The sequence below is a fragment of the Nakamurella sp. genome, assembly GCF_044224575.1.
Taxonomy (GTDB): domain Bacteria; phylum Actinomycetota; class Actinomycetes; order Mycobacteriales; family Nakamurellaceae; genus Nakamurella.
The window spans coordinates 398,164-409,652 of sequence record NZ_JBGAKE010000002.1; the positions used below are offsets into that span (position 1 = coordinate 398,164).

Genomic DNA, 11,489 nt, shown 5'->3' on the forward strand with positions numbered 1-11,489 from the left:
GGCATGGTGCTCCTGGCGTGTCGTCTTGACAGTTGTCGCCGGATCCGTCCGGCCTAAGGTGTCGCCGTTGATCGCGGCCATCATGAGGGAGGTGTGACGTCGTGCCGGTGCGTGCTCGCCCGCAGGTTGCCTGGCGTCCCCATAGCCGGTCGACGGGTGCCCATCTCATCACGGCGTTCGGTCACCGGTCGGGTGCGCTCCGGCTCACCGTGGCCGCCGCCCTGGTTGCCGGGCTGCTGCTCGGCAGCGCGATGCCCACCGACGCCGTGCCGCCCCCACCGGACAATCCGTCCGACGGGCAGATCCAGCAGAGTCAGAACGACGCCGCGGCCTCCGCCGCCGAGGTCGGCCGGTTGGCCGGCCTGGTCGCCCAGACCGAGGGCGAGATCCAGCGGCTGCAGAATGACATGGAGATGAAGGCCGAGCTGGCCAACAAGGCCCGGGTGGACCTCGATGTCGCAGAATCCGACGCCGCGGCGGCAGCATCGGCCGCCCAACACGCGCGGGATGAGGTGACCGGCGCCGACCAGGCGGTCACCGAGGCCAAGGAGAAGGCCGCAGCCTTCGCGGCCGCCTCGTTCCGGCAGGGTTCCGTGCTCGGCTCGCTGTCCGCGTACTGGGACGCCGGCAGCGCCGGCGAGATCCTGCAGCGCCAGGAGTTGCTCGGCCAGATGTCGGGCTCGCAGCTCAACGCCATGAGCAACCTGGAAGCCACCCGCACGCACAAGGCCAACCTGGATTCCGCCGCCCGCGCGGCATCGGACGCGGCGAACGCCGCCCGGGCCCGGGCCGACGAGGCCCGGGTTGCCGCCGACCAGGCCCGGCAGGATGCGGCCGACGCGCTGCAGTCGGGCCAGGACCAGCTCGCCTCCCTGCAGGCCCGTCACGACCAGCAGCAGAACGACTACCAGGCGGCGCTGGCCACCGTCGCCGGCCTGCAGAACCAACGCGACCAGTACAACCAGTGGCTGGCCCAGAAGCAGGCCGAGGAAGAGGCCGCCCGCAAGGCTGCCGAGGAAGCGGCGCGGCAGGCGGCCGAGGCGGCTGCCCGGCAGGCGGCGGAGGAAGCGGCCCGGCAGGAGGCCGCCCGGCAGGCCGCGGCGGCCCAGGCGGCGGCCGACGCCGCTGCCGCGCAGGCCGCCGCGGAGGCGGAGGCGGAGCGCCAGTCCGCCGCCCAGGAGGCCGCGAACCAGGCTGCCCGCGCGGCGCAGGAAGCGGCCAACAACAGCGCGGGACCGGTGTTCGCGACGTGTGACGACGCGCGCGCGGCCGGCCGCGGACCGATCCCGCGCGACGACCCGGCCTACCGGTCCGAACTCGACCCGAACAACAACGGCATGGCCTGCGACGGCGGCTCGTCCGGCTCCGGTGGGCAGGCCAGCTCCGAACCCTTCTATGCGAACTGCGACGACGCCCGGGCCGCCGGCGTGGCCCCGATCAACCGCGGGTCGGCCGGGTACCGGGCTGCCCTCGATCCCAACAACAACGGGATTGCCTGCGAGGGCACGGTGGCGGCGGCGCAGGCCGTGTCCTACTCCTCGTCCACGTCCTCGTCGTCGGGGAACTCGTCGTCGCGGGGTCAGCAGGTGGTCAACGCCGCGATGCAGTGGCTGGGCACCACCTACGCCTGGGGCGGCGGCGACTACGACGGGCCGACGCTGGGCATCCGGGACGGCGGGGTGGCCGACCGGTACGGCGACTACAAGAAGGTCGGCTTCGACTGCTCCGGCCTGGCGCTCTACGCGTGGGCGCAGGTGGGTGTGTACCTGCCGCACTACTCCGTCTACCAGTACACCGGCCAGTCGAACAAGATCTCGCGCGGCAACCTGCAGCCGGGTGACCTGGTGTTCTTCGCCAACAACACGTCCAGCCCGAGCACGATCCACCACGTTGCCATCTGGATCGGCAACAACCAGATCGTCGAGGCGCCGAATTCGGGCAGCTACGTGAAGATCTCCACCATGTACTGGGACGGCTACATCGGCGCGGTGCGGCCCGGCTGACGGCGACCGCCCAGCCAGGTCACCCCGACCGCCGGACGATAATCCTGGGCGTGACGAATCGGCCGGCGGCAGCCATCGTGTTGGCCGGCGGGGGCGGCCGCCGGCTCGGCGGCGTCGACAAGCCGGCCCTGCGGATCGGTGACCGGACCCTGCTCGAGGTCGCACTCGGTGCGGTCGACGGGGTGCCGACGGTGCTGGTCGGGCCGGCCCGCGCGGTGCCGGCGGGGGTCGTCGTCGTCCGGGAGGACCCACCCGGCGGCGGCCCGGCCGCGGCCGTCGCCGCCGGCGTCGCCGGGCTCCCCGGCGATCTGCCGCCGGACGCCCCGGTGGCCGTGCTCGCCGCAGATCTGCCGGCGCTCGATGTCGCCGCGATCAGCCGGCTGTGTGCGGCGCTCAGCAGCCGCTCGGCCGGTCAGCACGGCGCGGTGCTGGTCGACGGGCAGGGGAGGCGGCAGTGGCTGATCGGCGTCTGGCGTCTCGGCCCGCTGGCCGCCGCGGTGCGGCAGCGCACCGACTGGCACGGTGCATCGCTGCGGGAATTGCTCGGCCCGCTGCACCCCACCGAGGTGCGCGGGTACGAGGCCGCCGCCGACGACGTGGACACCCCCGATGACCTGCGCAGGCTGGGCGAGGTCGATGGGGATCGGCTGTGAATCCGAGGGCCGGGCAATTCACCACCGGCCGATCCGGAGAATGGCAGTCTGGTGAGGGCATCCGCACGCCCGGACGTCCGCGACACAGGAGGACCGTTGACCGAGGCTTGCCGAGCGAATCATGAACACTCATCGGCGATCGATTCGAGGCGACCGAGCTTGCGATGTCGCCGACCGGAGGAGGCGCGATGAGCACTGATCCGTCGAGTGGGGGGACCGCCGGCCCGCCTTCGGGCGTGCCCGGAGGGCCGACGCACCAGCCACCGCACGGCCCCACCGGTCAGCCGACCGGACCGGGCGGACCGGCCGGACCGGCCGGCAACCACCGGCCGGCGGCGCCCGGCCGCCCGATCGGCCAGTCCCTGCCCGCCACGGATGCCGCCCTGCTCGAGCGGACCGTGTTCGAGGTCAAGCGGATCATCGTGGGCCAGGACCGGCTGGTGGAGCGAATGCTCGTGGGGCTGCTGGCCAAGGGTCACCTGCTGATCGAGGGCGTCCCCGGCGTGGCCAAGACGCTGGCCGTGGAGACCTTCGCCCGGGTCGTCGGCGGCACGTTCAACCGCATCCAATTCACTCCCGACCTGGTGCCCTCCGACCTGCTCGGCACCCGCATCTACCGGGTCGGGCGCGAGCAGTTCGACATCGAACTCGGCCCGGTGGTGGCGAACTTCGTGCTCACCGACGAGATCAACCGGGCCCCGGCCAAGGTGCAGTCCGCGCTGCTGGAGGTGATGGCCGAGCGGCACGTGTCGATCGGCGGCAAGACCTTCCCGATGCCCGACCCGTTCCTCGTGCTGGCCACCCAGAACCCCATCGAGAACGAGGGCGTCTACCCGCTGCCCGAGGCGCAGCGGGACCGATTTCTGTTCAAGCTGCTCGTCGACTACCCCTCGCCCGACGAGGAACGCGAGATCGTCTACCGGATGGGCGTCACCCCGCCCACGCCCAACCAGGTGCTGCCGATCAACGAACTGGCCCGGCTGCAGCAGGTGGCGGCGACCGTCTTCGTGCATCACGCGCTGGTCGACTACGTCGTCCGGCTGGTGTTCGCCACCCGCACCCCGGCCGAGCACGGACTGGCCGACGTCGCCGGCTGGCTCTCCTACGGCGCCTCCCCCCGGGCGTCGCTGGGCATCATTGCCGCCGCACGGGCGCTGGCCCTGCTGCGCGGCCGTGACTTCGTCGTCCCGCAGGACGTCATCGACGTCGCCGCCGACGTGCTGCGGCATCGGCTCGTGCTGTCCTACGACGCGCTGGCCGACGGCGTGCCGGTCGAGGCGGTGCTCACCCGGCTGCTTCAGGCCATCCCGTTGCCGCAGGTCAGCCCCTACGTGCACGCGGGCCCGGTGCCGGTGACCGCCTGATGGCCCCGTCCGGGATCCCGCCGAATCCGGGGGCGCCGCCGCGGACCGCCGACCCCACCCGGCTGGACGCCGCCCTGAGCACGTTGGAGTTGACGGTCCGCCGGCGGCTCGACGGACTGCTGCAGGGCAATCACCTGGGTCTGGTGCCCGGACCCGGTACCGAACCCGGCGACGCCCGGCCCTACTACCCGGGTGACGACGTGCGCCGGATGGACTGGTCGGTGACCGCCCGCACCACCGAGCCGCACATCCGGCAGACCGTCGCCGACCGGGAGTTGGAGACCTGGCTGGTGGCGGATCTGTCCGCATCCCTGGACTTCGGCACCGTCGGCTGCGAGAAGCGGGACCTGGTGGTGGCCGCGGCGGCCGCGATCGGCCACCTCACCCGCGGCGGCGGCAACCGGATCGGCGCGATAGTGGCGTCCGGGTCCGAACTCTCGCGCGTACCGGCCCGCGGCGGCCGGCCGCACCTCGAGCACCTGCTGCGCACCCTGGCCAGCAATCCGCGGGCGACGCCGGGGGACCGGGGCGACCTGCGGACCGCGCTGGAGCAGCTGCGCCGCCCGCCGCGCCGGCGCGGGCTCGCCGTGGTCATCTCCGACTTCATCGGCCCCGTCGACTGGGAACGCCCACTGCGCGGGCTGTCCGCGCGGCACGACCTGCTCGCCGTCGAGATCATCGACCCGCGCGACCTGGAGCTGCCCGCGGTCGGCCTCGTCACCCTGGTCGATCCGGAAACCGGCCGCACCAAGGAGGTCTCGACCTCCTCCGCGCTTCGCGCGGCGTTCGCCAAGGCCGCCGCCGAGCACCGCGCCGAGGTGGCGTCCGCCCTGCGCCGGGCCGGGGCGGCCCAGCTCACGTTGCGGACCGACGGCGACTGGATCGCCGACGTGCTGCGCTTCATCGTCGGCCGCAAGCGCGGCTGGACCGGGGCCGCGGCCCCCGGCACCCCGAACCGGACGCCGCGCGGCGGGGAGGCGTGGCAGTAGTGGACTTCGCATCCCCTTGGTGGCTGGCCGCGGGTCTGGTCGTGCTCGCCCTGGGCATCGGCTACCTGATCGCCCAGCGCCGCCGTCGGCGCAACACCGTCAAGTTCGCCAACCTGGAACTGCTGGACAAGGTCGCGCCGAAGCGGCCGGGCTGGTGGCGGCACATCCCGACCGCCCTCGTCCTGGTCGGACTGCTGCTGCTCACCGTCGCGCTGGCCGGCCCGACCGCCGACGCCAAGGAGCCACGCAACCGGGCCGTCGTCATGCTCGACATCGACGTGTCGCTGTCCATGGAGGCCACCGACGTCGCACCCAACCGGCTCGACGCGGCCAAGGAGGCCGCGCACTCGTTCGTCGACGAGCTGACGCCGGGCGTGAACCTGGGCATCGTGTCGTTCGCCGGGATCGCCACCGTGCTGGTCAGCCCGACCACCGACCGCACCGTCGCGCACCAGGCCATCGACGGGCTCAAGCTCGACGAACGCACCGCCACCGGCGAGGCGATCATCTCCAGCCTGCAGACCATCGACCTGTTCTCGAAAACCCTCCCGACCGACGGCACCGACACGGGGCCGCCGCCCGCCCGGATCGTCCTGATGACGGACGGCAAGCGGACCGTCGGGCGGACCGAGCAGGACGCCGCCCAACGAGCGGCCGCCGCGAAGGTGCCGGTCTCGGTGATCGCGTTCGGCACCGACAACGGGTCGATCACCGTCAACGACGAGGTCATCCCGGTCCCGCTGGACACCGAGGCCATGCAGCAGATCGCGCAGGTCTCCGGCGGTGACTTCCACCAGGCGGCCACCGCCGACGAGCTCAAGTCGATCTATGCCCAGTTGGGTGAGCAGATCGGCTACGAGACCAAGCAGCAGGACGTGTCCAAGCCCTGGCTCATCGCCGGCACCATGCTGGTCGTCCTCGGATCGGCCGCGGCCCTGGTGATCACCGCCCGGATTCCCTGACGCGCTGGCGGCGCGCCGGGCCCGACCGCCCGCGGCCCGATAGGGTCTGACCCGGCAGCGGGACGGATTGCCCGATCCTCCGTCCGGCGGCCGACGATGCAGTCCGGGAACGAAGGGATCGACGTGGCAGCAGAACCCCCAGCGGCACCCGCGACGGGGCGCTCGGCGTTGGTGACCGGTGGCAACCGGGGGATCGGGCTGGCCATCGCCCGCGCCCTGGCCGCCGCGGGCCACCGGGTGACGGTGACCCATCGCAGCGGCGAACCACCGGCCGGGCTGGCCGGGGTGATCTGCGACGTGACCGACGCCGCCAGCATCGATGCCGCCTTCACCGCGGTGGAGGCCGAGCAGGGACCGGTGGAGATTCTGGTTGCGAATGCCGGCATCACCGACGACACCCTGCTGCTGCGGATGACCGAGGACACCTTCAGCTCGGTGATCGACGCCAACCTGACCGGGGCCTACCGGGTGGCCAAGCGGGCCGCGACCGGCATGTTGCGCAAGCGCTGGGGCCGGATGATCTTCATCTCGTCGGTGGTGGGCATGTCCGGCGGCGCCGGCCAGGCCAACTACGCCTCGTCCAAGGCCGGCCTCGTCGGCCTGGCCCGGTCCATCGCCCGCGAGCTCGGTTCGCGGAACATCACCGCCAACGTGATCGCCCCCGGCTTCGTGGACACCGACATGACCCAGGCGCTGCCGGAGGCCCGTCGCGCCGAGATCGTCGCACAGGTACCGCTGAAGCGTTACGCCGCGCCCGACGAGGTCGCGGCCGCGGTCGCGTTCCTCGCGTCCGACCAGGCCGCCTACATCACCGGCGCGGTGCTGCCGGTGGACGGCGGCCTGGGCATGGGCCACTGACGACCACGCCGAACCCCGGATTCCCGCACCCATCCTGCCCGCACCAAACCGGAGGACACACTTCATGGGCGACCACCTCGGCAGCGGCCTGCTGGCCGGCAAGAACCTGTTGATCACCGGCATCATCACCGAGGCCTCGATGGCCTTCCACACGGCCCGGTTGGCCCAGCAGCAGGGTGCCAACGTGGTGCTCACCGGGTACGGCCGGCTCTCGCTGGTGGAGCGGATCGCCAAGCGGCTGCCCGAACCGGCACCGGTGGTCGAGTTGGACGTGACCGACAAGTCCCAGCTCGATTCCCTCGCCGACCGCGTCGGCGAGCACGTCGACCGGCTCGACGGCGTTCTGCATTCGATCGGGTTCGCCCCGGCCACCGCGCTCGGCGGCGACTTCCTGGACTGCCCGTGGGAGGACGTCGCGACGACCGTGCACACCTCGGCCTACTCGCTCAAGTCACTGGCCGTGGCGTCGCTGCCGCTGATGACCGACGGCGGGAGCATCGTCGGCCTCGACTTCGACGCCCGGCAGGCGTGGCCGGCCTACGACTGGATGGGCGTGGCCAAGGCCGCGCTGGAGTCGGTGACCCGCTACCTGGCCCGCGATCTCGGCCCGCGGGGGATCCGGGTCAACCTGGTGTCGGCCGGCCCGATCAAGACCATCGCGGCCAAGTCGATCCCCGGTTTCTCCGACCTGGAGGACGGCTGGACCGGCCGGGCCCCGTTGGGCTGGGACACCTCCGATCCCACCCCGGTGGCCCGGGCCGCGGTCGCGTTGCTGTCGGACCTGTTCCCGGCGACCAGCGGGTCGATGGTGATGGTCGACGGCGGCTTCCACGCGGTCGGCTTCGGCAAGAAGGAGATCGGCCAGGAGGCCGGCTGACCCGTGCGGGTGGGCCGGCCCGTCCGGCCTCGTCCGAGTGTGCAGAAGGTGCCCCTATTCGCTGGGGATGGGGGCACTTTCTGCACACTCGGGAGGGTTCAGCGGCTTTCGCGCAGCCGGGTGCCGGCCAGGGCATGGACACCGGCGGCCACGGCCGCCCGGCGCGCCTCGCGGATGGCAATGGCCAGCGGCCGCAACGCGTCATCGACGGCGGCCATCTGGTAGAGGTTCACCGCGTTGGTGTCGTGGCTGTCGGCGACGGTGAGCAGCGCCTGCAGCGAGATCGAGGTGGCCAGCAGCGACGACGCGACCCGCGGCATCGCCGGCGGCGTCGCCACCGCCTCGGCGAGCATCAGCTGGCGGACGCGTTCCCGGGCGCCGTCGGACTGCCGCGCGACGTCCATCCCCGTCAGACTCCGGGTGGCCCGGGCAACCTCGTCGTCCAACCGGTCGTGGGCCTGCGCCACGCCGTCCGCGGGATGCCGGGCATGGTTGCCGAAAACCCGCCAGTGGCCGTTCACCGGCACCACCGCCAGCGACGAGCCGGTCAGCGTGACCGCGGCCCCGGCGTCCAGCGCCGCGATCGTCAGTTCGCCGGAGGTCGGCAGGCCCCGCAGGTCGCCCGGGTAGGGGAGCAGCAGTTCGGCATCGCCACCGGCCCGCAGCAACGGCAGCAGCGCCGCGGACCCCGCGGTCGGGCTACCCGGGCCGGGCAGGCCCGTCATCACCGCGATCTCGTCGGTCGCTGCGCGGACGCCGGCCCGCTGATCGGCCCCGTCGATCGCGGTCAGCACGTCGTCCGGGCTGGACCCACCGCGCCAGGCGGCCGACCACAACGCGAGCGTGGTGGCCGCACGGACGGCTCCGGACATCGACACGAGCGCCACCGTACGTCACGCATGCGACGTCCGCGTTGCGTGCCGTCCACCGGTCGTACCCGGTCGCTCGGGCCGACTCCGGTCGCTCCGGCCCGCTGTTGACTTATTGCACTAGGGAAGTAGTGTAATGCCCATGATCGAGTTCCGGATCGACCGCCGATCGGGACTGCCGACCTACCTGCAGATCGTGGACCAGGTCCGGCAGGCCCTGGTCCTGGGCCGGCTCGGCGTCGGGGACAAGTTGCCGACGGCCCGCGAGGTCGTCGCCAGCACGGCGATCAACCCCAACACGGTGCTCAAGGCCTACCGCGAGCTCGAGCGCGAGGGCCTGGTGCAGGGCCGGGTGGGCGCCGGCACGTTCGTGCTGCGCGGGCTGGCCCGGGCCGAGGTCGGAGTCGATTCCCCGCTCGGGGCCGAGCTGACCGGGTGGCTGGGCCGGGCGCGGGGTGCCGGGCTGGCCCGGCACGAGGTGGAGGCACTGGTGAAGGCGTTGCTGGACAGGACATATGGAGGCGGGGATGAGTGAACAACCGATCATGCAGGTGCACGACGCCGGCGTTCGCTACCGGCGGGGGTGGGCGCTGCGGTATTGCTCGTTCGAGCTGCGGCCGGGCGCGATCACCGCGTTGGTCGGCCCGAACGGCGCGGGGAAGAGCACGCTCCTGCTGGCGACCGCGGGGCTGGTCGGGCTGACCGAGGGCCAGATCTCGGTACTCGGCCGGGCGGTCGGGTCGTCGCCGGCCCACCCGGACCTCGGCTTCCTGGCCCAGGACAAGCCGCTGTACCGGCAGTTCACGGTGGCGACCATGCTGGACGTCGGCCGGCACCTGAACGCCCGCTGGGATCGTGGGCTGGCCGAAAGGCTCTGCGACGAGGCGGCTCTGGACCGTCGGGCGAGGGTCCGCACGCTGTCCGGCGGGCAGCGGGCCCGGTTGGCGCTGGCGCTGGTGCTGGCCCGGCGCCCGTCCCTGCTTCTGCTCGACGAACCGCTGGCCAACCTCGACCCGCTGGCCCGGCTCCAGGTGCAGCAGACACTGCTGGCGCAGGCCGCGGACACCGGGATGACGGTGCTGCTGTCCTCCCACATCCTGAGCGAGATCGAGGACGCGTGCGACGATCTCGCACTGCTCGCCGGTGGCCGGATCACCCTGCACGGGCCGATCGAGGAAGTTCTCGCCCGGCATGTGTTGCTCACCGGACCGGGTGGCGACGAGGCCGGGTTGGCCGCCGTGGCGGCGGGCGCGGTCGAGATCCGCCGGGCCCCCCGCCAGCTCACCGTGCTGGTGGACGGGCGGCCGCCCGTGGTTCCCGAGGGGTGGACCACGGCGGCGCCGACGCTGGAGGAAGTGGTGGTCGCCCGCCTGCGCGCCGCCGCCCCGGATCGGCCGGCGGCGGCGTGATCACCGAACCGATCGCCGCGGCGCGTGAGCTCGCCGGACGTGGCCCGAGGGGCATGTGGTGGGTGGCGTGGCGGCAGCACCGGCTCGCGGTGCTGGTGTCGCTGTCCGCAGCCGCGGTGCTGGCCGGGGCCTACCTGATCTTCGGGCTGACGTTCCGGTCCGCGTTGGCCACCGCCGACCTGACCCCGCAGTTCTGCGAGGATCAGTGGGGTTCGTCGTACGACGGCTGCGCGGGCGCCTGGGCCCGCGTCACCGGCTACGGAACCGCCTGGGCGGTGCTGCGGGTGCCGATGCTGGTCCTGCCGGTGCTCGTCGGCGTGCTGGTGGGTGCGACGGTGGTCGGCGCCGACCGGGAGCGCGGCACCCAGGTGTTCGCGCTGACCCAGTCGGTGGGGCGGACCCGCTGGTACCTGACCAAGTGCCTGGTCGCCGGCGGGCCGCCGGTCCTCGCGCTGCTGGCGGTCGGGCTGCTCGGCAGGTGGGCAGGCGACGCCGGGCAACTGGTGTTCAGCTGGATGGCCGTGCCCGACTTCCAGACCGCGGGCATCACGCCGGCGGCGTTCGCGCTGCTGGCCTTCGGCCTCGCGGTTCCGGCCGGGGTGTTCCTGCGCAGCACCATCGCGGCGGTCGCGCTGTCCGCCACCGTGGCGGCGGTGCTGGTGGTCGGCATCGGGTACACCATCTACACCGATCTGGTCCCGCACGACCGGATCGTGTACGCCGCCGACCGCACCGGATGGATGCCGATGACGGACGGCTCGCTGTACCTGGACGACGGGTTCCTGGACGCCGAGGGCAACACGGATGCCGGCCATGGCCTGTCCTGCTCGCTGTACGGGCCGGGTACGGCACCGGGCGATCGCCCGGACTCCGACCAGGTCGACGCACTGTGGCAGCAATGCCTCGACCGCGCCGGCATCGTCGCCCGGTACACCGACTACCTCGACCCCGGACGCGGCGGGCTGTTGATGCTGGTGGTCGGCGCGATCTGCGCCGTCCTCGCCGCGGCGGGCCTGACGCTGGGCTGGATGCGGGTGCGGCGTCGGGTGCTCTGAGCGGTCCCGCGGGCTCGCCCGGGCGGGCCGCGTGGATCGGGGCCGGTCGACGCTGATCAACTCGGCGCCGGAACGGGCATCTCGGGCGCAGGCCGCCGAGATGAACGGCGGTCGGCCCCATAGGGGCCGTCCCCTCGGGCTGAAACCATGTGCGGCTGGGGCCTCGCGCCCCCGGGCCGGCTGCGCTGGTCTGTGAGTGTTGGTGGGCCGGTTCTGGTGGATCAAGAGCCAGGATTCGGGGTTGGTGTTCGGGATTGGCTCGGCGCTGATTCGGCCACTTCTGTGTGCCTTCATTTGGACGTGTCGTCCCGGCGCCGACGCCGGCCTGCTCACCTGTTGGCCTGATTAGAAGCCTGTCCCTGGTTCCCCGTTCAGGCGGGGAACTGGGTGACCCGTCACAGATGTGCCGTGGGTGGGTCCTCCAGGCCGGCGTCGACTTGTTGACCCGAG

11 protein-coding genes are annotated in these 11,489 nt (G+C 72.7%); 10 read left to right on the plus strand and 1 reads right to left on the minus strand.

The features are described 5' to 3' along the window. Positions 1-101: 101 nt before the first annotated feature. The 7 genes from ACILSK_RS03970 (at position 102) to fabI (ending at position 7,706) form a co-directional block, all read left to right on the plus strand. Positions 102-2,003, plus strand: a complete 1,902-nt coding sequence (locus ACILSK_RS03970; RefSeq protein WP_395725816.1) for an excalibur calcium-binding domain-containing protein — start codon at positions 102-104, stop codon at positions 2,001-2,003. A 50-nt stretch (positions 2,004-2,053) separates the two neighbouring features. After that, complete coding sequence (locus ACILSK_RS03975; RefSeq protein WP_395725817.1) at positions 2,054-2,656, plus strand: molybdenum cofactor guanylyltransferase; 603 nt, start codon at positions 2,054-2,056, stop codon at positions 2,654-2,656. A 188-nt stretch (positions 2,657-2,844) separates the two neighbouring features. Continuing rightward, the gene (locus tag ACILSK_RS03980) at positions 2,845-4,020 is read left to right on the plus strand and encodes an AAA family ATPase (RefSeq protein WP_395725818.1); all 1,176 of its coding nucleotides are present in this window, start codon (positions 2,845-2,847) and stop codon (positions 4,018-4,020) included. Beyond that, a complete protein-coding gene (locus ACILSK_RS03985; RefSeq protein ID WP_395725819.1) occupies positions 4,020-5,009 on the plus strand; it encodes a DUF58 domain-containing protein in 990 nt (329 codons plus the stop codon). Before ACILSK_RS03980 ends, ACILSK_RS03985 begins: the two co-directional genes overlap by 1 nt. Next, positions 5,000-5,971, plus strand: coding sequence for a VWA domain-containing protein (locus ACILSK_RS03990; protein WP_395725820.1), 972 nt, complete (start codon positions 5,000-5,002; stop codon positions 5,969-5,971). Before ACILSK_RS03985 ends, ACILSK_RS03990 begins: the two co-directional genes overlap by 10 nt. A 123-nt stretch (positions 5,972-6,094) precedes the next feature. Beyond that, the gene (gene fabG, locus ACILSK_RS03995) at positions 6,095-6,829 is read left to right on the plus strand and encodes a 3-oxoacyl-ACP reductase FabG (protein WP_395725821.1); all 735 of its coding nucleotides are present in this window, start codon (positions 6,095-6,097) and stop codon (positions 6,827-6,829) included. Between the two features lie 64 nt (positions 6,830-6,893). Next, the gene (fabI, locus tag ACILSK_RS04000; protein WP_395725822.1) at positions 6,894-7,706 is read left to right on the plus strand and encodes an enoyl-ACP reductase FabI; all 813 of its coding nucleotides are present in this window, start codon (positions 6,894-6,896) and stop codon (positions 7,704-7,706) included. 98 nt (positions 7,707-7,804) lie between these two features. Here the strand turns inward: fabI and ACILSK_RS04005 are convergent, their stop codons facing one another. Further along, positions 7,805-8,584 carry a hypothetical protein gene (locus tag ACILSK_RS04005; protein WP_395725823.1) on the minus strand — a complete coding sequence of 260 codons (780 nt, stop codon included), beginning with the start codon at positions 8,582-8,584 and terminating at the stop codon, positions 7,805-7,807. A 133-nt stretch (positions 8,585-8,717) separates the two neighbouring features. Here ACILSK_RS04005 and ACILSK_RS04010 point away from each other — a divergent pair, with 133 nt between their 5' ends. Genes ACILSK_RS04010 through ACILSK_RS04020 form a run of 3 tightly spaced genes read left to right on the plus strand, consistent with a single transcriptional unit; the run spans position 8,718 to position 11,039 of the window. Next, positions 8,718-9,110: a GntR family transcriptional regulator gene (locus ACILSK_RS04010; protein WP_395725824.1), complete on the plus strand. Its 393-nt coding sequence runs from the start codon at positions 8,718-8,720 to the stop codon at positions 9,108-9,110. Then, complete coding sequence (locus ACILSK_RS04015; RefSeq protein WP_395725825.1) at positions 9,103-9,984, plus strand: ATP-binding cassette domain-containing protein; 882 nt, start codon at positions 9,103-9,105, stop codon at positions 9,982-9,984. Before ACILSK_RS04010 ends, ACILSK_RS04015 begins: the two co-directional genes overlap by 8 nt. Further along, the gene (locus ACILSK_RS04020) at positions 9,981-11,039 is read left to right on the plus strand and encodes a hypothetical protein (RefSeq protein ID WP_395725826.1); all 1,059 of its coding nucleotides are present in this window, start codon (positions 9,981-9,983) and stop codon (positions 11,037-11,039) included. The genes ACILSK_RS04015 and ACILSK_RS04020 overlap by 4 nt, the downstream gene beginning before the upstream one ends. The last annotated feature ends 450 nt before the right edge of the window (positions 11,040-11,489 follow it).